General features: G+C 73.6%; 20 protein-coding genes and 1 pseudogene. 9 read left to right on the top strand and 12 right to left on the bottom strand.

Going from position 1 to position 20,364, the window contains the following annotated elements:
• Nucleotides 1-143: 143 nt before the first annotated feature.
• Complete coding sequence (locus tag D0D28_RS02290) at nucleotides 144-1,346, bottom strand: cytochrome P450 (protein WP_116109536.1); 1,203 nt, start codon at nucleotides 1,344-1,346, stop codon at nucleotides 144-146.
• An 88-nt stretch (nucleotides 1,347-1,434) separates the two neighbouring features.
• On the opposite strand from D0D28_RS02290, the gene D0D28_RS02285 reads away from it, so the two are divergent.
• The 6 genes from D0D28_RS02285 to D0D28_RS02260 all read left to right on the top strand — a co-directional run bounded on the left by D0D28_RS02285 (nucleotide 1,435) and on the right by D0D28_RS02260 (nucleotide 8,609).
• Nucleotides 1,435-2,019: a TetR/AcrR family transcriptional regulator gene (locus D0D28_RS02285; RefSeq protein ID WP_116109535.1), complete on the top strand. Its 585-nt coding sequence runs from the start codon at nucleotides 1,435-1,437 to the stop codon at nucleotides 2,017-2,019.
• Nucleotides 2,020-2,116: 97 nt separating this feature from the next.
• Nucleotides 2,117-2,629: a hypothetical protein gene (locus D0D28_RS35990; RefSeq protein ID WP_205413170.1), complete on the top strand. Its 513-nt coding sequence runs from the start codon at nucleotides 2,117-2,119 to the stop codon at nucleotides 2,627-2,629.
• 81 nt (nucleotides 2,630-2,710) lie between these two features.
• Nucleotides 2,711-4,348, top strand: a complete 1,638-nt coding sequence (locus tag D0D28_RS02275) for an ABC-F family ATP-binding cassette domain-containing protein (protein WP_116109533.1) — start codon at nucleotides 2,711-2,713, stop codon at nucleotides 4,346-4,348.
• Nucleotides 4,349-4,852: 504 nt separating this feature from the next.
• Nucleotides 4,853-6,436: an alkaline phosphatase D family protein gene (locus D0D28_RS02270; protein WP_116109616.1), complete on the top strand. Its 1,584-nt coding sequence runs from the start codon at nucleotides 4,853-4,855 to the stop codon at nucleotides 6,434-6,436.
• 13 nt (nucleotides 6,437-6,449) lie between these two features.
• The gene (locus D0D28_RS02265) at nucleotides 6,450-7,292 is read left to right on the top strand and encodes a phosphatidylinositol-specific phospholipase C/glycerophosphodiester phosphodiesterase family protein (protein WP_094005089.1); all 843 of its coding nucleotides are present in this window, start codon (nucleotides 6,450-6,452) and stop codon (nucleotides 7,290-7,292) included.
• A gap of 96 nt (nucleotides 7,293-7,388) precedes the next feature.
• Nucleotides 7,389-8,609: a YncE family protein gene (locus D0D28_RS02260; RefSeq protein ID WP_094005088.1), complete on the top strand. Its 1,221-nt coding sequence runs from the start codon at nucleotides 7,389-7,391 to the stop codon at nucleotides 8,607-8,609.
• A gap of 61 nt (nucleotides 8,610-8,670) precedes the next feature.
• Here D0D28_RS02260 and D0D28_RS02255 read toward each other — a convergent pair whose 3' ends face one another.
• A complete protein-coding gene (locus D0D28_RS02255) occupies nucleotides 8,671-9,165 on the bottom strand; it encodes a MarR family winged helix-turn-helix transcriptional regulator (RefSeq protein WP_425266772.1) in 495 nt (164 codons plus the stop codon).
• 83 nt (nucleotides 9,166-9,248) lie between these two features.
• On the opposite strand from D0D28_RS02255, the gene D0D28_RS02250 reads away from it, so the two are divergent.
• Nucleotides 9,249-10,160 carry an NADP-dependent oxidoreductase gene (locus D0D28_RS02250; RefSeq protein WP_205413169.1) on the top strand — a complete coding sequence of 304 codons (912 nt, stop codon included), beginning with the start codon at nucleotides 9,249-9,251 and terminating at the stop codon, nucleotides 10,158-10,160.
• A gap of 76 nt (nucleotides 10,161-10,236) precedes the next feature.
• On the opposite strand, the gene D0D28_RS02245 is transcribed toward D0D28_RS02250, so the two are convergent.
• The 4 genes and pseudogenes from D0D28_RS02245 to D0D28_RS02230 form a co-directional block, all read right to left on the bottom strand.
• Nucleotides 10,237-11,097 (bottom strand): RNA polymerase sigma-70 factor, encoded by an 861-nt coding sequence (locus D0D28_RS02245; RefSeq protein WP_116109531.1) that lies wholly within the window; start codon nucleotides 11,095-11,097, stop codon nucleotides 10,237-10,239.
• An 80-nt stretch (nucleotides 11,098-11,177) separates the two neighbouring features.
• Nucleotides 11,178-11,570 (bottom strand): annotated as a pseudogene (locus tag D0D28_RS02240) (response regulator); the annotation flags it as partial.
• Complete coding sequence (locus tag D0D28_RS02235) at nucleotides 11,555-12,766, bottom strand: sensor histidine kinase (RefSeq protein ID WP_240323051.1); 1,212 nt, start codon at nucleotides 12,764-12,766, stop codon at nucleotides 11,555-11,557. The gene D0D28_RS02235 and the pseudogene D0D28_RS02240, both read right to left, overlap by 16 nt.
• Before the next feature lie 112 nt (nucleotides 12,767-12,878).
• Nucleotides 12,879-14,486, bottom strand: a complete 1,608-nt coding sequence (locus D0D28_RS02230; RefSeq protein WP_116109529.1) for an ABC-F family ATP-binding cassette domain-containing protein — start codon at nucleotides 14,484-14,486, stop codon at nucleotides 12,879-12,881.
• Between the two features lie 221 nt (nucleotides 14,487-14,707).
• Here D0D28_RS02230 and D0D28_RS02225 point away from each other — a divergent pair, with 221 nt between their 5' ends.
• On the top strand, nucleotides 14,708-15,229 hold the full coding sequence (locus D0D28_RS02225) for a maleylpyruvate isomerase family mycothiol-dependent enzyme (protein ID WP_240323050.1): 522 nt from the start codon (nucleotides 14,708-14,710) through the stop codon (nucleotides 15,227-15,229).
• 168 nt (nucleotides 15,230-15,397) lie between these two features.
• On the opposite strand, the gene D0D28_RS02220 is transcribed toward D0D28_RS02225, so the two are convergent.
• The 3 genes from D0D28_RS02220 to D0D28_RS02210 all read right to left on the bottom strand — a co-directional run bounded on the left by D0D28_RS02220 (nucleotide 15,398) and on the right by D0D28_RS02210 (nucleotide 17,029).
• On the bottom strand, nucleotides 15,398-15,676 hold the full coding sequence (locus D0D28_RS02220) for a hypothetical protein (protein WP_094005082.1): 279 nt from the start codon (nucleotides 15,674-15,676) through the stop codon (nucleotides 15,398-15,400).
• 230 nt (nucleotides 15,677-15,906) lie between these two features.
• The gene (locus tag D0D28_RS02215; RefSeq protein ID WP_116109528.1) at nucleotides 15,907-16,473 is read right to left on the bottom strand and encodes a dihydrofolate reductase family protein; all 567 of its coding nucleotides are present in this window, start codon (nucleotides 16,471-16,473) and stop codon (nucleotides 15,907-15,909) included.
• 67 nt (nucleotides 16,474-16,540) lie between these two features.
• Nucleotides 16,541-17,029: a flavin reductase family protein gene (locus D0D28_RS02210; RefSeq protein ID WP_198958197.1), complete on the bottom strand. Its 489-nt coding sequence runs from the start codon at nucleotides 17,027-17,029 to the stop codon at nucleotides 16,541-16,543.
• Nucleotides 17,030-17,078: 49 nt separating this feature from the next.
• Between D0D28_RS02210 and D0D28_RS02205 the strand changes: the two genes are divergently transcribed.
• Nucleotides 17,079-17,318, top strand: coding sequence for a DoxX family protein (locus D0D28_RS02205; protein WP_240323049.1), 240 nt, complete (start codon nucleotides 17,079-17,081; stop codon nucleotides 17,316-17,318).
• Here the strand turns inward: D0D28_RS02205 and D0D28_RS02200 are convergent, their stop codons facing one another.
• From D0D28_RS02200 to D0D28_RS02190, 3 genes are all read right to left on the bottom strand, one after another.
• The gene (locus D0D28_RS02200) at nucleotides 17,319-17,744 is read right to left on the bottom strand and encodes a helix-turn-helix domain-containing protein (protein WP_094005079.1); all 426 of its coding nucleotides are present in this window, start codon (nucleotides 17,742-17,744) and stop codon (nucleotides 17,319-17,321) included.
• A gap of 44 nt (nucleotides 17,745-17,788) precedes the next feature.
• Nucleotides 17,789-18,772 carry a zinc-binding dehydrogenase gene (locus D0D28_RS02195; protein ID WP_116109526.1) on the bottom strand — a complete coding sequence of 328 codons (984 nt, stop codon included), beginning with the start codon at nucleotides 18,770-18,772 and terminating at the stop codon, nucleotides 17,789-17,791.
• A gap of 147 nt (nucleotides 18,773-18,919) precedes the next feature.
• On the bottom strand, nucleotides 18,920-20,302 hold the full coding sequence (locus D0D28_RS02190) for an MFS transporter (protein WP_240323048.1): 1,383 nt from the start codon (nucleotides 20,300-20,302) through the stop codon (nucleotides 18,920-18,922).
• Nucleotides 20,303-20,364: the final 62 nt, after the last annotated feature.

The following is a 20,364-nucleotide window of genomic DNA, read 5'->3' as shown; positions in this document are numbered from 1 at the left end:
GGTGAGCAGCGCGCGGTTCGGGCCCGCGGCGCGGGCCGCCCGGCAGGCGAGCAGCGTGCGCACCAGCGCTGGCTCGCTCCGGAGCAGCGGTTCCGCACCACCAGCCGCCCGCCAGCGGGCGCCCCAGGCGCACCGTCCGGCGATCACTGCTCCCAGGTCACCAGCAGCCGCTCCGGGCCGCGGGTCGACAGGCCCTCCTTCCAGTCCACTCCGGACTCGCCGTCGGCGAGGCGCAGGTCCGGCAGCCGGCGCAGCAGCGTGTCCAGCGCGACCTGCAGCTCCATCCGCGCCAGTGGCGCGCCCAGGCAATGGTGCACCCCGTGCCCGAAGCCGATGTGCGACGTGTCCTCCCGGCGCAGATCGAGCACGTCCGCATCGGGGAAAGCGCTTTCGTCCCGGTTCGCCGACGCCAGCGCGGGCAGCACGGCCTCCCCGGCGCGCACCAGCACCCCACCCAGCTCGATGTCCTCCGTCGCGTACCGGGCGATGCCCGCGCCGATCCCCAGCGGCACGAACCGCATCAGCTCCTCGACCGCCTTCGGCACCAGGCTCAGGTCCGCGCGCAGCATCGCGAGCTGGTCCGGGTGCGTCAGCAGCGTGTAGACGAAGTTGGGGATCTGCGACGCGGTCGTCTCGTGCCCGGCGATCAGCAGCGCCATCGCGAGCCGGACCAGTTCCTCTTCGGACAGACGATCCTCGTTGTCCCGCGCGGCGACCAGGCCGCTGAGCAGATCGTCGCGCGGCTCGGCGCGGCGCTGGGCGATCAGGCCCTCCAGGTAGGCGTGCATCTTCCCCGCGCAGTCGGCCACCTCCTCCGGCGGGAACCTCGTCGTGGACAGGAACGCGTCCGACCAGTACCGGAAATCCCCGCGGTCCGCGTACGGGACGCCCAGCAGCTCGCAGATCACGGTCACCGGCACGGGCAGCGCGAACGCCTCCACCAGATCGGCGAGCGGGCCGGCGGCCAGCATCCCGTCGACCAGCTCGTCGGCGATCTGCCGCACCCGCGGCCGCAGCTGCTCGATGCGCCGCACCGTGAACGCCTTCGTGACCAGGCGGCGCAGGCGGCTGTGGTCCGGCGGATCCATGCTCAGGATGCTGCCGGGCAGCGAGGGTTGTGGCCGCATCCGCGGCTCGTCGTGCTCCAGGCTCGCCGCGCGGCTGAACCGCGGGTCGCCGAGGACGACCTTCACGTCCTCGTAACGGGTGGCGAGCCAGCCCGGCTCGCCGTAGGGCAGCCGGACCCGGCTCAGCGGCTGGTTCGCACGCAGCTCGGCGAACATCGGCTCCACCTCCAGCCGTTCCGGCGTGCTGAACGGGTAGTTCCGGGGCTCCGCGGTGGTCATCACCAACTCCTCGGCAGTCAACTTCGCCCGAAATATTCCGACATGTGGTGTTTTTCCAACACCTGTTGGAGTCAATGAGACTGATCCGGTGTCCGCGCCGCAAGTACCCGATCGCCGCAGCCGCCGGTCACGCTCCGCGCTCGAGGCCGCGCTGCTGGAGCTGATCGCCGAGCGCGACCTCACCCAGATCTCGGTGTCCGACCTGACCAAACGCGCGGACGTGAACCGTTCCACGTTCTACGAGCACTACGCCGACGTGCACGACCTGGCGGCCGCCGCGTGCACGGACATGTTCGACGAGCTGGTCGCCGCGGCGCACGTGCTGCTGCCGAACGAGGACCCCGCGCCGATCGCGGCGCTGGCGCGGATCTTCGAGCACGTCGCCGCGCACGCCCGGCTGTACGGCGCGTTGCTCGCCGGCAGCGCCCGGGTGATCAACCACCTGCACCACCGCCTCGCCATCGCGATCCACGTGCGCCTGACCGGCACCGGAGCGCCCACCCACGCCGACGACCCGGCGGAGATCCCGCACGACCCGGCCGCGGCGCTGCTGGCGGGCGCGCTGCTGGGGACGGTGATGGACTGGCTGCGCCGGGGCTGCCCCGGCACAGCGGAGGGCATCGCGGCGGAGATCTGGCCGCACCTGGTGGCGGCGGGATCGGCCGGCCGCTGACTAACGGTCCACTGTGGATGCCTGGCGGCGGGGTGTGGCGCCGTGGGCGTTTCGCGGTCATGATGCTCGTTCACCGTTTTCACTGGGGGAGTGTGAAATGGGTGGATACGAGGTAGATCCCGGCGCGCTCGAATCGGGGATCGGCCAGGTCGTCGAACCGGCGATCGGCCTCGCGCGGGAGCTGATCGCGCGGCTGGAGCAGTTCGCCCAGCTCGACCGGAACCACCTGACGGGCCTGGGTGCCCTGTCCGGGCCGGCGCAGGTGCTCGGTGATCCCCACGCTCAGACCGGCCGCCTCCACCTGCTTGCTCACCTGCGCGAAGCCGTCGGCGCATGCGGTCATCAGATCCACGAGGCCGCGCCGCGCCTCTTCGATGATGGTGGAGTAGGCGACGAGCGCCTAGGCGAGCACGAGCAGGCTGTCCCGTTGCCCCTCGGAGTGCTCACCGCGATCACCGGCGCGGTCGTCACGGTGGCTACGGGCGGCGCGGCGCTGCCGGCGTTCGCCACGGCCGTGCTCGCGGCCGGGGACGAGGCCGGCAAACAGGCGGTCGCGCTCGACGGCGTCTCCTACGCTTCCGTGGCCGACACCCGCTCCAGGCGCGCCTGAACGGCTGAGCAACGCCCCGGCGGCACCGGTCGTGGGCCTGCCGCGGCGTGGCGACACCGCGACCGCGGCTAAGGTGGCCGGGTGAGTGCGACCCTCCAGGCGAAGGACCTGACCGCGGCACACGGGCACCGCACCCTTTTCGCCGGCCTCGACCTGGTCGTCGCGCCGGGGGAGGTCGTGGGGCTGGTCGGCGTCAACGGGGCCGGGAAGTCCACGCTGCTGCGGATCCTCGCCGGGGTGGACAAGCCCGAGGCCGGCGAGGTCCGGCTCACCCCGCCGGGCGCGACCGTCGGGTACCTGCCGCAGGAACCGGAACGCAGGCCGGGGGAGTCGGTGCGCGAGTTCCTCGCCGGGCGCACCTCCGTCGCCGCCGCGCAGGCCGAGCTGGACGCGGCGACCGAGGCCCTGACCGCGGGCGCCGACGGGGCCGACGACCGCTACGCCGCCGCGCTCGACCGGTGGCTGGTCCTGGGCGGCGCGGACCTCGACCACCGGGCCGAGGAGGTCGCCGTGGACCTGGGGCTCTCGGTCGGCCTCGACCAGCCGATGACGTCGCTGTCCGGCGGGCAGGCCGCCCGCGCCGGGCTGGCCTCGCTGCTGCTCAGCCGCTACGACGTGTTCCTCCTCGACGAGCCCACCAACGACCTCGACCTGGACGGCCTGGCCCGGCTGGAGCGGTTCGTCACCGGGCTGCGCGCGGCGACCGTGCTGGTCAGCCACGACCGGGAGTTCCTCGCCCGGACCGTCGACCAGGTGCTGGAGCTGGACCTGCCGCAACAGCAGGTGCGGCTCTACGGCGGCGGGTACGAGTCGTACCTGGAGGAGCGCGCCGTGGCGCGGCGGCACGCGCGGGAGAACTACGAGGAGTACGCGGCGACGCGCGCGGCGCTGGAGACGCGGGCGCGCACGCAGCGGGCGTGGATGGAGAAGGGCGTCCGCAACGCGCGGCGCAAGACCGGGGACAACGACAAGGCCGGCCGCAAGTTCCGCGCCGAGTCCACCGAGAAGCAGGCCGCGAAGGCCCGCCAGACCGACCGGATGATCGAGCGGCTGGAGGCCGTCGAGGAGCCGCGCAAGGAGTGGGAGCTGCGGATGGAGATCGCCGCCGCGCCGCGGGCGGGCGCGGTCGTGGCGGCGCTGCGGGGAGCCGTGGTGCGGCGCGGCGGGTTCACGCTCGGGCCGGTCGACCTGCAGATCGACTGGGCCGACCGGGTGGCGATCACCGGGGCGAACGGGGCCGGGAAGTCGACGCTGCTGGCGGCGCTGCTCGGCCGCGTCGAGCTGGACGCCGGGGCGGCGTCGCTGGGGTCCGGGGTGCAGGTCGGCGAGGTCGACCAGGCGCGGCGGCTGTTCCTCGGCGACCTGCCGCTGGCCGAGGCGTTCGCGCGGGAGGTCCCGGAGCTGGCCGACGCCGACGTCCGGACGCTGCTGGCGAAGTTCGGCCTGGCGGCGGCGCACGTGCGGCGGCCCGCGGCGACGCTGTCCCCGGGCGAGCGGACGCGGGCGGCGCTGGCGTTGCTGCAGGCGCGCGGGGTGAACCTGCTGGTGCTCGACGAGCCGACCAACCACCTCGACCTCCCGGCGATCGAGCAGCTGGAGTCCGCATTGGACGGTTACCCGGGCACCCTGCTGCTGGTGACGCACGACCGGCGCATGCTGGAGGCGGTCTCCGTGACCCGGCGGCTGGAGGTCACGGAGGGCAAGGTGACGGAGCTCTGAGCCGGTCGGGCTCGGGCTGAGGACCCGGCGCGCGCCCGGGGCAGGTGCACGTCGGCGGCCGGGTGGAGGGCGAGGCCGCCGAGGTGCCACCTGGTCTCGGTCGCATCTGGCGCGGGCTGGTCCCGCGCGGTTGGCCGTGTGCTCGGGGCAGGTGTGCGCGGCGGGTGGAGGACGGCACGGTCGCCGAGATCCGCGCCGATCGGGCTCGGGCGTGGCGGCCGGGTGCGGGGCTTGCCTGCTCGGGGCAGGTGCAGGCCGGTGACTGGAGGCTGGCCCGGTCGTCGAGGGCTGCGCCCGCTGGGCTCGGGCGTTGCGGCGCCCGCGGCCCGCCGCCTGGTCGGCGCACTGGCCGGCCGGGCCCGGTAGCCGGGCGAGCCCGCCTCACACCCACGGCCCGCCGCGCGCCCGCCGAGCCCGAGGTGCATCGCGGGCTGAAACATCCGCTTCGCGCTCTGTTCATCCGGATGACCGGCCCGCTCCACCGGCGGCGGTTAGACAGTGTCCGTGCCGATCACTCCATCAGGTGACTTCCACCGCCGCCGGTTCCTGGCTTCCGCGTCCGCCGTCGCCGGGGCTGCCGCGCTGTCCCAGCTGCCCGCCGCCCTCGCGGCCGCCGCGCCCCGGCCGGGCGGTGGCGAGTACCCCTTCAAACTGGGCGTCGCCAGCGGGGAACCGGCCCCGACCGGCGCCGTGCTGTGGACGCGGCTGGTGCCGGAGCCGTTCACGCCGGGCGGTGGCATGCCGCCCAAGGCCGCGCCGGTCGACTGGGAGGTCGCCGCCGACGAGCGGTTCACCCGCGTCGCCGCGCGGGGGAGCACCTGGGCGCTGCCGCAGCTGGCCCACTCGGTGCACGTCGAGGCACGCGGCCTCGCGCCCGACCGCGAGTACTTCTACCGGTTCCGCTACCGCCACGACATCTCCCCGGTCGGCCGCACCCGCACCACCCCCGCCCCGGGCTCCCCAGGCGGCACGCTCGGCTTCGCGTTCGCCTCCTGCCAGTCGTGGGACAGCGGCTACTACCCCTCCTACCGCCACATGGCGCAGGAGGACCTCGACCTCGTCCTGCACCTCGGCGACTACGTGTACGAGGGCGGCATCCCGGCCGACGGCGGCTACCGCAAGGTGACCACCCCGGACGTGCTGCGCACCGTGCCGCAGGACCTGGAGCGCTGGCGCATGCAGTACGCGCTCTACAAGAGCGACCCCGACCTGCAGCTCGCGCACGCGCGCTTCCCGTGGCTGGTGGTGTGGGACGACCACGAGGTCAAGAACGACTACGCCAGCACCCGGCAGGAACACGCCGGCGACATCGCCGCCCTGCGCGCCGCCGCCTACCAGGCCTGGTACGAACACCAGCCGGTGCGCCCGCCCGCGAACCCGGCGTCGGCGGGCGGCCCGCGGATCTACCGCCGCCTGCACTGGGGCGGGCTCGCGCAGATCGACATGCTCGACGGCAGGCAGTACCGCGACGTCCCGCCGTGCGGCTGGGGCGAGGCCGACGCGTGCCCGGCCGCCTACGACCCGTCGGTCACCATGCTCGGCGCGACCCAGGAACGGTGGCTCTACGAGGGTTTCGCCGCGTCCCGTGCGCGCTGGAACATCCTGGGCAACAACGTCATGCTCGCCCGCCTCGACCACGACGGCCCAGGCGGCTCCCGGCTGTGGCACGACGCGTGGGACGGCTTCCCCGCCGCCCGCAAGCGCCTGACCGACGCGTGGCAGCAGCACGACGTGCGCAACCCGGTCGTCGTCACGGGCGACTGGCACTCCACGTTCGTCAACGACATCCACGCCGACTTCGACCGTCCCGGCTCGCCGGTGATCGGCACCGAGATCGTCGGCACCTCGATCTCGTCCAATGGGGACGGTGCGGTGTACGGGCCGTACTACGGGCCGATGATCCAGTACAACCCGCACATCAAGTTCTTCGACGGCGACCGCCGCGGCTACGTGCGCTGCCGGGTCGGCAAGAAGGAGTTCCGCAGCGACCTGCGGATGGTCTCCACGGTGAGCCGCGCCGACGCGCCGGAATCCACAGTGGCCTCGTTCGTGGTCGAGGACGGCCGTCCCGGCGCGGTCCGGGTCTGAGGGAAGGAAACCGATGAAACGACTGCTGGTGCTGATCTTCGCCCTGGTGGTGGCCGGTGGCGCGCTGCCGGCCGCGGCGGCGTCGCGGGTGCAGCCGCTCGAGCACGCCCACGCCCACAACGACTACGAGCACGACCGCCCGCTGGCCGACGCCCTCGGCCACGGGTTCACCTCCGTCGAGGCGGACGTGTGGCTGGTGGACGGCGAGCTGCGGGTGGCGCACGACCTGGTCGACGCCCGGCCCGGCCGGACCCTGACCAGCCTGTACCTCGAACCGCTGGCCGAGCGGGTGCGCGCCCACGGCGGCCGGGTGTACCCGCGGTGGCGCGAGTCGTTCCAGCTGCTGATCGACATCAAGAGCGACGGCCCGTCGGCCTACCAGGCGGTGGACGCGGCGCTGCGTGAGTTCCGGTTCATGCTCACCCGGTGGACCGGCGGGCGCGAGCACGACGGCGCCGTCGAAGTGGTCATCAGCGGCAACCGGCCACGCGCGGAAATGCTGGCGCAGCGCACCCGTTTCGCGGGTTACGACGGGCGCTTGGGCGACCTCGGCACCGGGACGCCGGCCACGTTCATGCCGCTGGTGAGCGACAACTGGGCCAACGCCTTCACGTGGCGGGGCGTGGGCCCGATGCCGGCGGCCGAGCGCGCCAAGCTGCAGGGCATCGTCGCGCAGGCGCACGCCGCCGGGTACCGGGTCCGGTTCTGGGCCACCCCCGACACCCCGGGCGCCGCGCGGGAGGCCGTGTGGCGGGAACTGCTGGCCGCCGGGGTGGACCACATCAACACCGACGACCTGGCCGGCCTGCGGGACTTCCTGCTGACCCACGACCCGGCCGAGCGCCGGGCGGCGTGATCGCGCGCCGAGGGGCACGCGGCGGGTAGCGCTCTTGAGCCGCACGCCGGGGATGGCTACTCTCCAGTAGGTAGCCGCTTCCCACGGAGGAAGACCATGCGCGCTCCCGCCTTCCTGCTCGGCGCCGTCCTGCTGGCCGGTCTCCTCACCGGGCCGCCGGCCGCGACCGCGGCGCCCGCGCTGCGGGAGGTCCTGCTCGTCGGCAACAACTGGGAGGGCACGGCCGACGTCCTCGCCGCCACCGGGGACTTCCACCGCATCGGCCGCATCGACGTCATCCCGGACCGGGACGAGCGGCTCCGCGAGATCCACCTCGACCCGGTCCGGCTCGCGTTCTTCCTGGGCATCCGGCACACCGTCGGGGAGGGGCACGACCAGTTCGCCGACGACATGTACGCCACGCCCGACGGCTCGGCGATCGTGGTGTCCCGCCCCAGTTTCGCCGACGTCGTCTCGATCGACGCCGGCACCGGGGCGATCAACTGGCGCTTCCCCGTCTCCGGTTTCCGGGCCGACCACATGGCGGTCTCGCCGGACGGGCTGCGCGTGGCGGTGTCGGCGTCCACCAGCAACCGGGTGCACGTGCTCGACATCCGCACCGGCGCCGAACTCGGGTCGTTCGCCACCGGGGACAAGCCGCACGAAAACGTGTTCTCGGCGGACGGGCGGTACCTGTGGAACATGTCCATCGGGGAGGTCAACAACGACCTCGACGCGCCGATCCTCGACCCGCTGAAGGGCGACCGCCGCATCACCGTGGTCGACGCCGCGACCTTCCGGCAGGTGCGGATCATCGACATGCGGCCGCGGCTGGACGCGTTCGGCCGTGCCGACCACTCGGACGCGGTGCGGCCGGTCGCGTTCAGCCCGGACGAGTCCACTTTGTACTTCCAGGTTTCGTTCTTCAACGGGTTCTTCGAGTACGACGTGCGCGGTGACCGGATCACGCGCATGAAGACGCTGCCGGAGAACCCGGCGACGAGCGACGACCGCACGACCTTCGTCAACGACTCGCGCCACCACGGCCTGTCGATGAACCCCGCGGGCACGAAGCTCTGCGTGGCCGGCACGATGGACGACTACGCGACGATCGTCGACCGCGCGACGCTGCGGGAGGGCCCGCTGGTGACGGCGAGCAAGCCGTACTGGGCCACGGTCAGCGGGGACGGCGCCGCGTGCGTGATCTCGGAGAGCGGGACGGACCAGGTGACCGCGATCGACTTCGCGACCGGGCGGAAGATCACCTCGGTTCCGGTGGGCGATCACCCGCAGCGGGTGCGGCTGGCGCGCCTTCCCGCGAACTGGCCGGGCCGGTGATCGGTGCGGGCGTCTCGCCGCCGGTGACCACCCGCGGCTGGCGCGCCTTCCCGCGGGCTGGTCAGGCCTTCGGCTTGCGGCGTGAGGTCGCCGAGCGCGGCGGTGCCGCGCGCATCCGCTCGCGCACCCCGCTCAGGATGCCGCTCAGGGTGGTGAGGTCGCGCCGCGACAGCCCCTCGAACAGCATCGTCCGCACCACCTCGACGTGCCCGGGCAGGACGCGCGCCACCATGTCCCGGCCGGCGTCGGTGATCGTCACCGTCACGCTGCGCTCGTCGTCCTCGGACGGGCGGCGCGTGACCAGCCCGGCCTTGTCCAGCAGCCCCGCCTGGTAGGTCAGGCCGCTGCGGCTGTAGACCACCCCGTCGGCCAGGTCCGTCATCCGCTGGCCGCCGCCGGGGGAGTTCGCGAGCCGGGCGAGGATCTGGAACTGCACCCAGCTGAGCGGCCCGGCGGCACGCAACTGCTGTTCCACCGCGTGCTGCAGGAGGCTGCTGACCTCCATCAGCGCGAAGTAGGCGTCCAGCTGCTCGGCGTCCAGTGCGTCGTGGCTCACATCCGGATTCTACTTGCTTCGACTTCGAAGCGTGCTACGGTCTACATATGCTTCGAATTCGGAGCAAAAATCGAGGAGAGATCATGCGAGCAGTGCGGTACCACGAGTACGGCGGAGCCGAAGTCCTGCGTCCCGAGGAGGCCGAGCGCCCGGCGCCCGGGCCGGGCCAGGTCCTGGTGCGGGTCGCGGGCACCAGCTTCAACGGCGTCGACGCCCTGATCCGCGCCGGTGTGCTGCGGGAGGTCTTCCCGGTGCGCCTGCCCCACATCTCCGGCGTGGACGTGTCCGGCACCGTCGCGGAGACCGGGGACGGCGTGACCGGCTTCCGGGCCGGCGACCCGGTGATCGGGTTCCTGCCGATCATCGACGGCGGCGCGGCCGCCGAGTACGTCCTCGCCCCGGCCGAGGTGCTCACCGCCGCGCCGGAGTCCGTCCCCGCGGCCGACGCCGCGGCCCTCCCGGTGGTGGGGCTCACCGCCTGGCAGGCCCTGTTCGAGCTGGGCGAGGTGCGGGACGGGCAGCGCGTGCTGGTCAACGGCGCGGGCGGCGCCGTCGGCGGGTACGCGGTGCAGCTGGCCGCCCAGGCCGGGGCGACGGTCGTCGCCACGGCCCGCGAAGCCCATGCCGAGCGGCTGCGGTCCTACGGCGCGGCGCGGGTCGTCGGCCACGGTGACTGGGACGCGGTGCGCGAACCGGTCGACGTGGTGGTGAACCTGGCGCCGGCGACCCCGCCGGAGCTGACCGCGCTGGTGCGCGAGGGCGGCATCGTGGTGAGCAGCGCGACGCCGCCGGAGCCGGACGAGTCCCGCGGGGTGCGAGCCGCCCGCGTCTTCGTCCGCAGCGACGCCGGGCAGCTGCGCCACCTGGTGCGGGAGGTCGACGCCGGACGGCTGCGCATCCACGTCGCCGACCGCCGCCCGCTGCACGAACTGGCCGCGGTCCACGAGGAGGCCGCCGCCGGGAAACTCGCCGGCAAGACGGTGCTGCTGCCCTGACCGGCGCTGGAGGGGTGGCCGTGTCGTGACTCCTGGTCCGGCGCCGGACCAGGAATCACGAGTCCACATCGGACGATCACCGGCGCAGTTCGGCCACCTTGTCCAGCCAGCCCAGCTTGTGCGGGTTGTTGATCCCGTAGATGCGGGTGATCCGGCCGTTTTCGACCACCAGGCTCAGCGCGGCGGCCGAGCCCTCGACGTCGAGCCGGACGCCCGGCATCCCGTTGACCCAGGTGGCGCTCGCGGTGAACCCGGTGCGCTCGGCGGCGTGGGCGAGCAGCGTCGCGACCCGCTCGGCGCCGATGACCGGCTTGCGCGCCGCCGGCACCACGCCACCGCCGTCGGAGATCACCACCACGTCCGGGGCCAGCACGTCCACCAGAGCGCGCACGTCACCGTTGGACACGGCGGCCAGGAAGCGGTCCACGGCCGCCTGCTGCTGCGCCCGGTCCACCTGCATCCGCGGCCGCCGCGCGGCGACGTGCTCCCGGGCGCGGTGCGCGATCTGCCGCACCGCCGCGGTGCTCTTCCCGACCGCCTCGGCGACCTCCGCGTAGGACAGGTCGAACACGTCGTGCAGCACGAACGCCGCCCGCTCGGCCGGGCCGAGCGTCTCCAGCACGGTGAGCATCGCGATCGACACGTTCTCCGCCAGCTCCACGTCCTCGGCCACGTCCGGGGTGGTCAGCAGCGGTTCGGGCAGCCATTCGCCGATGTAGTCCTCGCGCCGCCGGGACACCGACCGCAGCCGGTTCAGCGCCTGCCGCGTCACCACCCGCACCAGGTACGCCCGCGGGTCCCGCACCTCCGCCTGGTCCACCTCGGCCCAGCGCAGCCAGGTCTCCTGCACCACGTCCTCGGCGTCGGCCGCGGAGCCGAGCATCTCGTAGGCCACGGTGAACAGCAGGCTGCGATGGGTGACGAACGGGTCGGTCACGGTTCCTCCTCGGGTCGCTCGGCATGCAGACACCGCCCGGCGCGCGGATGTGACACCCCGGTTCAGATCCGGTTCAGGTAAAGGAACAGCCGCCGCGCGATGGCCTGGTCGGACAGCCCCTCGGCCATCAGGGCGAGCACCGGGTGCTCGCGTTCGGTGAGCCGCTCCAGCCGCCGGTCCGGGCCGGCCAGCAGCTTGCGGGCGTAGAGCTGCTCGACGTGCTGGGAGAGCACCAGAACCGGCAGCCCGGGCACCTCCCGGCGCGCGGCGAGCGCGGCTTTGAGCCCCTCGTCGGACTGGGTGGGCGGCATGCGGACGTCCACGACGGCGGCGTCCGGCCGCCACTTCAGCAGCGCGTCGAGCGTCTCCGGTCCGGTGGCCGCCGTCGCCACCACCTCGTGCCCGTAGGCCTCGAGCAGGCGGACCAGCCCGTCCCGCAGCAGGTAGAGGTCCTCGGCTACCACGATTCGCACGGCACCATCATCCTCACCGTGGTCGGACCGCCCGCGGGGCTGGTGATCGCCAGCGCCCCGTCGAACACCGCGAGGCGGCGGCGCAGCCCGGCGAGACCGCCGCCGTCCGGCTCGCGCACGCCGCCCCGGCCGTCGTCGGAGACCTCGGCGACCAGCCCGGCCCCGTCGTGGGCGAGGCGGACGTGCGCGCCGGTCGCGTGGCCGTGCTTGACCGCGTTGGTCAGCAGCTCGGCGATGCCGAAGTACACCGCCGACTCGACCGGCGGGTCCAGACGCAGCTCGTCGGCCTCGACGGTCACGTCGAGCGGCGTGTCCAGCGTGAGCGCGCGCACCGCGTCGGCGAGGACGCGCTCGGTCAGCACCGGCGGGCTGATGCCGCGGACCAGGTCGCGCAGTTCGGCCAGGGACGACACGGCCCCGGCGCGGGCTTCGCGCAGCAGCGCCCGAGCTCTGTCCGGATCGGACTCCATCAGTTTCTCCGCGGTGGCCAGCGAAAGCCCGAGCGCGACCAGCCGTGCCTGCGCGCCGTCGTGCAGGTCCCGTTCGATGCGGCGGATCTCCGCGGCCTGCGCGATCGTGGTGTCCGCGCGCTGGGCGGTCAGCTCGCCGACCCGGTCCGCGAGCGCCATCGCCGGGGTGGGGCGCAGGAAGCGGACGGCGACCGGTCCGGCGACGCGCCAGGCGAACGGTGCGGTGGCGAGGGCCACCGCCACCCCGAGAACCACCGCGGGCACCGAGAACCACCGGACCGCGGCGGCGATCCCGGCCGGCGGCACGGCCGCCGCCAGGCCCGCGGTCACCGGGGCGATCGCGGTGAAGCGCAGGTCGCGCCACCGCGCCGGATCCCGCCACCGGAGCCGCCACTGCTGGTCCAGGCGGGCGTCGCGCTCGGTGCGCTCGTAGGAGTGGCCGTTCCACCAGAAGCCGGTGGACAACCGCACCACCGGCGGCATCTCCCGGTAGCCGGCGGGGATGACGGTGCCCGTCCACTTCGCCACGAGCGACCGGAAGATCCGGCACACCGGCCGGGCGAGCAGCAGCGTCGCGACGGCCGCCCACAGCACCGGCGGTATCCACGTCCACGGACCGTCCCACCACAGGGCCAGCGCCACGGCGGCCGCCCACACGGCCGGGACCAGCATGCTGACGACCAGGACCACCACCGCTCGCCAGAATCCCACCACCACGTTTCGCACGGGTCCACTGTGCACCGCGGAACGCCGGGCCGGTACCGGATCGGCGCGGAAGTGGGGCTGGACCCACCCGGCTGGGCGCCCACCCGCACCCCCCGGGGGCGCGGTCACCGGCTCACGCGCCCTCCAGCAGCCGGCCCCCGTCCAGGTGCAGGCGGCGCTCGATGCCGATGCCGGCCAGGAAACGTTCGTCGTGGCTGACGACCACGAACGCGCCCCGGTAGGCGTTCAGCGCGGCCTCCAGCTGGCCGGTGCTCACCAGGTCCAGGTTGTTCGTCGGCTCGTCCAGCAGCAGCAGCTGCGGCGCGGGCTCGGCGAACAGGACGCACGCGAGCGTCGCGCGCAGGCGTTCGCCGCCGGAGAGGGCCCGCGCCGGCAGGTGCACCCGCGCGCCGCGGAACAGGAAGCGCGCCAGCAGGTTCATCCGATCGGCCGGGAGCATGCCGGGCTCGGCCGCGGCCAGGTTCTCCGCCACCGTGCGGTCGTCGTCGAGCAGGTCCAGCCGCTGCGACAGGTACGCGACCCGCCCACCGGCCCGCCGGATCGACCCGTGGTCGGGCTCCAGATCACCGCTGATCAGCCGCAGCAGCGTCGACTTGCCCGACCCGTTGGGCCCGGTCAGCGCGATGCGTTCCGGCCCGCGCACCGCCAGGTCCACGCCCGCGCCGAACAACTCCCGCTTGCGCAGGCCCTCACCGAGGAACAGCGTGCGCCCCGCGGGCACCGCGGTCCGGGGGAGTTCCAGGACGATCTTCTGGTCCTCCCGCAGCGACCGCTCCGCCTGGTCCAGCTTCGCCTTCGCCGCGTTGACCCGCGCGGCGTGCGTGCCGTCGGCCTTGCCCGCCGACTCCTGCGCGTTGCGCTTCAACGTCCCCGCGACGATCTTCGGCAACCCGGCGCTGGCGACGTTCCGCTGGGCGGTGCTCGCCCGCTTCGCGGCCCGCTCCCGGGCCTGCTGCATCTCGCGCTTCTCCCGCTTGACCTCCTGCTCGGCGTTGCGGATGTTCTTCTCGGCGACCTCGCGCGCGGCCTGGACGGCCTGCTCGTACTCGGTGAAGTTCCCGCCGTGGAAGGTGATCCCGCCGGCGTCCAGCTCCGCGATGCGGTCCATCCGGTCGAGCAGCGCCCGGTCGTGGCTCACCACGAGCAGGCAGCCGGGCCAGTCGTCGAGCACGGCGAGGAGGCGGCGGCGGGCGTCCAGGTCGAGGTTGTTGGTGGGCTCGTCGAGCAGCAGCAGGTCGGGCCGCTTGAGCAGCTGGGCGGCGAGCCCGAGCGACACGACCTGGCCGCCGGACAGGGTGTCCAGCCGCCGGTCGAGCGCGACGTGCCCGAGCCCGAGCCGGTCCAGTTGGACGCGCGTGCGTTCCTCGACGTCCCAGTCGGTGCCGATCGTGGTGAAGTGCTCCTCGGCGACGTCCCCGGCCTCGACCGCGGCGAGCGCCCGCAGCACCGGCGCGATGCCGAGCACCTCGGCGACGGTGAGGTCACCGGTCAGCGGCAGGTCCTGGGGCAGGTAGCCGAGCAGCCCGTCCACGGACACGCTGCCCGCCGACGGCCGCAGCTCACCGGCGACGAGCCGGAGCAGGGTGGACTTCCCGGCGCCGTTGGGCGCGACCAGACCGGTGCGCCCGTCCGGGAAGGTGACGGACAACCGGTCGAACACGGGGGTGTCGTCCGGCCAGGAGAAGGACAGGCCGGACACGACGATACGAGCATCGGACATGACGGAGAAACCTCGGAATGCGTGGCGGAACGGGTGGACGACGAGACGGCCACGACGGCAATATCCGCCGGTGGCCAGCTAGCTCCGGGGCTCACCCGGAGATGTCGTCTTCACCTGCCACGACGGGTCTCCTTCGCACGAGTCACTCCACCTTGATCGTAGCAGCTCCGGCGATCACCGCACGGCGTTAACGCGCGGCCCGGACCGCGCGACTCAGTGACATGGACGACGCCGACCTGTGGCGGGCCGTCGACACCCAGCGCGTGGCGATCGCGGACCTGCTGGACGGGCTGACCGGCGACGAATGGGCCCGCCCGTCGCTGTGCGAGGGGTGGACGGTGCGCGACGTCGCGGCCCACCTGGCCACCCAGTACCGGACCAGCCTCCGGGACGCGCTGGCCGCCGCGGTCCGGGCGCGCGGCGACATGAACCGGGCGATCCGCGACTCCGCGTGCACCTACCCCGGCACGGACGGGCTCGCCACGGAGATCCGCGCCCTCGCCGGGTACCGGCGGACCCCGCCGAGCATCGGCGTGCACGAGGTGCTGCTCGACATCCTCGTGCACGGCCTGGACATCGCGCTGCCGTTGGGCAAGCACCTCACCGTGCCGCCGGAAGCCGCCGCGCACGCCGCGCAGCGGCTGTGGGACAAGCCGCGGATGTTCCACGCCGCCGCCGTTTCGGCGGGCACCGCTACCGCACGACCGACAGCGGCTGGGCGGTGGGCGAGGGCCCCGAGGTGAGCGGCCCGGCGTGGGCGATCATGCTGCTGTTCGCGGGCCGCCCCGCCGCGCGGGCGCACCTCACCGGCTTGCGTTAGGCGGCGACGTCGAGCGCGGCGCGAGTTCGAGGGGACGTTCGTAGCTCGGCGAGAAGCGTTGCCCTGGCGGGGAGCCGGACGCGGGGCCGGCTCAGGCGAGTTCGGCCGAAACCACCGCGGGCAGCTCCCGCAGGCGGGCCAGCAGGTGGTCGATCTCCTCGCCCGGCAGCAGGACCGCGCAGACCATGCTGCTCTCCCGGACGCCCTCGCGGATGTCGACCGACAGTTCATGCACCGGGCGGCCCTGCTGCGACAGCGCGCCGATCAGGGCGGGGACCTGCGGGGCCCCGCCGGTGAAGTACGTGGCGATCCGGCGCCGGACGAGCAGAGCCGAACGCGGGGCCGGGGTGTCGAACGTGCTGACGGACATGGCGGATCTCCAGGAAGATCGAAAAGACCGGATGGATCCGGGCCAGGTCCCGAAGAAGAAGAGCGATCGCCGAACTGCGCGCCGGCGACCTGGGTTCAGCCGGCGCGCCGGGTTACGAGTCGCTGGGACGTCAGGCGCTGCACGGCGCAAGATTAACACGACCCCGCACCGATCGCCGAGACCCGTGATCGGGACGGGCCCGAGACCGGCCGGTTCCCGCTGGCCGTGCGCTATCCGGCCACCCGGTACCGCAGGTGTGTCACGCCGTGGCCGTCCAGCCGCCGGATCGGTTCGAGCTCGACCGGGGCGTCCTCGCGCGTGCCGAACAGCCGGCGGCCCGCGCCGAGCAGGACCGGGACGAGGTGGATCTCCATCTCGTCCAGCTCCCCGGCGGCGAGCAGCGCCTGCGCCGCGCCCGCGCCGTGCACCAGGATCGCGCCGTCGCCCGCCGCGGCCCGGGCGTCGGCGGCGCACTCGGCCACGTCGGTGTAGAACCGGGCGCTGCCGGGCGGCTCGTCGCCGGGGTCGACGTGGTGGGTGAGGACGTGGATCGGCACGCCGTCGTGGTGGTCGCCCTGCCACCGCCCGGCGAGCTCGAACGTGCGCCGCCCGGCGATCACGGCCCCGGTGGCCAGGGCCTCGCCGAACACCTGGCCGTCGGGCCCGGGGGAGTCGCGGTGGTCCAGCCAGTCGAACAACCGCCCGCCGCCGCGCCCCAGCTCCTGGCCGGGCCGGTCGTCGGGGCCGGGGATGTAGCCGTCGAGCGACATGGACATGTAGAGCCGGGTGGTCGCCATGGGACCGTCCTTCCGTTCGGGTGTCTCACCACCACGTCGGACGGCGGCGCCGCGGTTCGACAGGTTCCTAGGCCTCGTTTCCGGGGGAGAGGCCGCGCACCGCCTGGAACCCGAGCTGCGGGCCGAGACCGGTGGCGGTGGTGGCGGCGACCGGGCGCAGCAGCAGGCCGACGTGGTCGCCGGTGTCGTGCCGGGACAGGATGTCGCCCGCGAACCAGCCGGCGCAGTCGTCGAGCACCGGGGCGCCGCCCGGGCCGGGATGCCAGGCGCAGCGCGCGAACTTGTCGGTGTCGAACCCGGTGTGGCTGCCGAACAGCTCGGCCAGTTCGTGGGCCGAAGCGTCGAGCCGGTGCACGACGAGCGTGGCGGCGCGGGCGGCGACTTCGAAGGTGTGGTTGTTCTTCGACAGCCACACCATGAACCGCGGCGGGTCGATGCTGCACTGCGCGGCGAACCCGACGAGGCACCCGGCGTGCCGCCGCCCGTCGGTCGTCGTCACGACGAACATCGGGTAGTCCAGCGCGCCGACCACCGTCTCGAATCCGTCACCTGCCACCGCTCAGTTCTACCCCGTCGTGTCACACGGGGAGCGGTCGCGGTGTCTGGTGCGGACGCTCGGCGTGCTGGAGATCCTCGCCGCGATCGGGCTGATCCTGCCCGCGCTGACCGGGATCGCGCCGGTGGTGGTGCTGGTGACCGCGGTGTGCTGGATCGCGCTGATGATCGGCGCGATGGTCACGCACCTCCGCTACGCGGGCGGCGCCAGGTTCGCCCTGCTGAACCTGACCTACCTGGCGATCGCGGCGTTCCTCGCGCTCGGCCGCTTCGGGTTCGAGCCGTTCTGATCAGCGTCCCAGGATCATCTCGATGTTCTCCATGATCCCGGCCGTGTCGCCCAGCCCGCCCAGCACGATGACCTTCATCCGCGCCCGCTCCTCGTCGTAGGCGGTTTCCAGGCGCAGCGGCTGGTCCTCCGAGCTGCGGTTGGCCGTGGCGGCCATCAGCAGCGTCGCCAGGCGGCTCGCCGTCTCGGGGCTGATCGCGTCGATCTCCACGATGCTCGACACGTCCACGTGCCGCGCGCCCGGTTCGCGCGGCGCGGCGGTCGCGGTGCGGCCGGTGAAGGCATCCAGGTCCTTCTGCGCGATGCGGTACTGCTTGCCGATCCGGACCGCGTGCAGGCGCCCGTCGCGGACGTACCCGCGCACGGTCCGGACGTGCAGGCCGAGCATCGAGGCGACCTGGTCCACCGAGTACAGCTTTTCTTCCACAACCGGACCCTACACAGGAGGATGGGGAATGTTAGGGAGCGTCCTCACGGGTCCACGGTCAGCACGAGCTTGCCGAACTGGTCACCCGCCGCCAGTCCGGCCAGTGCGCGTGGGCCGTCGTCCAGGGGGAAGGTGCCGTGGACCACCGGCCGGATCCGGTGTTCGGTCACCAGGGCGAGCATCCGGTCGAACTCCCGCGCGCTGCCCATCGACGTGCCCAGCACGCTGATCTGGCGGAAGAACATCTCGCGCAGCGACAGACCGACCTCCGCGCCCGTCGTCGCCCCGAGCGACACCAGCCGCCCGCCCGGGCGCAGCACCGACAGGCACTTGCCGAACGTGGCCGAGCCGACGCTGTCCACGACGAGATCCACCGGCCCCAGCGCGGCACGCCAGTCCTCGGCGCTGCCGATCGCGTGATCGGCTCCCAGTTCCCGTGCCCGGCGGCACTTCCCCGGACTGCGCGAGGTCACGCTGACCGTCGCGCCGGCGGCCTTGGCCATCGCCAGCGCGAAGGTGGCCACCCCGCTGCCGATGCCGGGCAGCAGCACGTGCTCGCCCGCGCGGAGACCGCCGCGGGTGAAGAGCGCGCGGTAGGCCGTCAGCGCCGCCAGCGGCAGGGTGGCCGCCTCGGCCCAGCCGAGGTGCGCCGGCTTGGGCGCCACGTTCTTCGCCGGCACCACGACCTGCTCGGCGAACGTGCCGTCGGTGGGGACCCCGAGGATGGCGGGGACCTCCGGCACGTCACCGGGCTCGTCCCAGCCCAGCGACGGGTTGACGACGACCTCGGTGCCGGGAGCCACCGCGGCCCCGGGCCCCGCCGCGACGACCACGCCCGCGCCGTCGGAACCCAGCACGACCGGCGCGTCACCCGGACCACGGGCGTCGACGAGGAACAGGTCGCGGTGGTTGAGACCAGCCGCGCGGAGAGCGACCACGACCTCACCCGGCCCCGGCCGCGGCGCGGGCACCTCCGCCACCCGCACACCTTCCAGTCCCGCCGCGTTCCCGTGCACCACCGCCGTCATCGTTGTCACGCCGGCGAAACTAGCAGCGGCCCGGCGCCCGCCTCGACGCATCGCGAAGTGGGTCACAGCAGGGAATTTCCAGATGGTGAAGCGTGCGCGCGATGCCCGCACGGCGGTTCGGACAGTCGCATGCGGACGGTGGCGCCGTCAGACCGGCACGGCCGCCCTGCCCGGGGACAGCACCCCGGCGGCGATCGCGGCCACCGCGGCGGTCACGGCGAACACGACGAACCCGCCGCGGAACCCGGTCAACGTTTCCCCGACCAGGCTCGCCGCCGCGACGCTCGACACCACCGCCGCCCCCAGTGACGCGCCGAACTCGTGGAACGTGCTCACGATGCCCGACGCGATCCCGGCCTCGTGCGGCGCGACCTGTCCCAGCGCCGTCGCCGACGCCACCACGAACAGCACCCCGGTGCCGGCGCCCGCGACCGCGATGCCGATCGCCACGACCGCGGCGTTCATCACCAGCGCCGGGATCGCCAGGCCGATCGCGGCGACCAGCAACACGGCCACGGCCAGCGGGCGCGCGCCGAAGCGGCCGATGACCCGCCCGGTGAGGTTGGCCGCGGCCATCGTCAGCAGCGCGACCGGCAGGAACAGCAACCCGGTCACCAGCGCGCCGAACCCGCGCTCCTGCTGGAAGTAGAAGGTGCCGAGGAAGAACACCGCGACCGTCAGCGCCGTCGCCATGAGGATGAGGAACGTGCCGGTCGCCACCGGACGACGGGCCAGCAGCCGCACGTCCATCAGCGGCGCCCGCGTCCGCCGCTGCCACGCCGCGAACACCACGTAGCCGACGGCGGCCGCCGGCACCAGCCAGCCCGTCGTCGCCGTCAGCCAGCCCTGGTCACCGGCGTTGATCAAGGCGTACACCAGCGCCCCGGACGAGGCGGTGACGAGCAGCGCGCCCAGCACGTCCAGCCGCCCGCCCGGGGCCGCGGCCGCGCCACGCGGCAGCATCCGCGCCAGGGCGGCGACGATGACGAGCCCGATCGGCACGTTGATCCAGAACACCCACGGCCAGCCCGGCCCGGCGGTGAGCAGCCCGCCCAGCAGCACGCCGAGGGCCGCGCCCCCGCCGCCCAGCGCCGACCACACACCGAGCGCCTTGTTCCGCTCGTCACCGTCGAACAACGTCACGACCAGCGACAACGCCGACGGCGACAACAACGCGGCGCCGACACCCTGCGCGACCCGCCCGCCCAGCAGCACGCCGGAGCTTTCGGCGAGCCCGGTCGTGAGCGAGGCCAGGGTGAAGATCAGCAGGCCGGCGAGCGCGATCCGCTTGGCGCCGGCGAGGTCGGCGAGGCGGCCGCCGAGCAGCATCAGGCCGCCGAAGGTCAGCGTGTACGCGCTGACCACCCAGGTCATCGCCGCGCGGCTCATGCCCAGGTCGGTCTCGATGTGCGGCAGCGCGATCGCCACCACGGTGACGTCGAGGATCAGCATCAGCTGGGCGACGCCGAGGAAGCCGAGGATGCGCCACCGCAACGGGTGCCCGCCAGGTGCCGCGAAGGAATCCGACATGATCAACTCCGAGTTAACTCGTACGACTCAGTACGACTTGCAACCGGAATGCTAACTCGTAC

The sequence above is a fragment of the Amycolatopsis ruanii genome (genome assembly GCF_003385175.1).
Classification (GTDB): Bacteria; Actinomycetota; Actinomycetes; order Mycobacteriales; family Pseudonocardiaceae; genus Amycolatopsis_E; species Amycolatopsis_E thermalba.
The sequence above is the reverse complement of the archived record's forward strand: the minus strand, read 5'-3'. Positions and strand labels throughout refer to the sequence as shown.

Coding starts and splice junctions, on each gene's coding strand:
- D0D28_RS02215 (WP_116109528.1), bottom strand. CDS start 16,473: ATGGCGACCACCCGGCTCTACATGTCCATGTCGCTCGACGGCTACATC.
- D0D28_RS02195 (WP_116109526.1), bottom strand. CDS start 18,772: ATGACGGCGGTGGTGCACGGGAACGCGGCGGGACTGGAAGGTGTGCGG.
- D0D28_RS02220 (WP_094005082.1), bottom strand. CDS start 15,676: ATGTCCGTCAGCACGTTCGACACCCCGGCCCCGCGTTCGGCTCTGCTC.
- D0D28_RS02260 (WP_094005088.1), top strand. CDS start 7,389: ATGCGCGCTCCCGCCTTCCTGCTCGGCGCCGTCCTGCTGGCCGGTCTC.
- D0D28_RS35990 (WP_205413170.1), top strand. CDS start 2,117: ATGGGTGGATACGAGGTAGATCCCGGCGCGCTCGAATCGGGGATCGGC.
- D0D28_RS02190 (WP_240323048.1), bottom strand. CDS start 20,302: ATGTCGGATTCCTTCGCGGCACCTGGCGGGCACCCGTTGCGGTGGCGC.
- D0D28_RS02290 (WP_116109536.1), bottom strand. CDS start 1,346: ATGACCACCGCGGAGCCCCGGAACTACCCGTTCAGCACGCCGGAACGG.
- D0D28_RS02225 (WP_240323050.1), top strand. CDS start 14,708: ATGGACGACGCCGACCTGTGGCGGGCCGTCGACACCCAGCGCGTGGCG.
- D0D28_RS02265 (WP_094005089.1), top strand. CDS start 6,450: ATGAAACGACTGCTGGTGCTGATCTTCGCCCTGGTGGTGGCCGGTGGC.
- D0D28_RS02230 (WP_116109529.1), bottom strand. CDS start 14,486: ATGTCCGATGCTCGTATCGTCGTGTCCGGCCTGTCCTTCTCCTGGCCG.
- D0D28_RS02250 (WP_205413169.1), top strand. CDS start 9,249: ATGCGAGCAGTGCGGTACCACGAGTACGGCGGAGCCGAAGTCCTGCGT.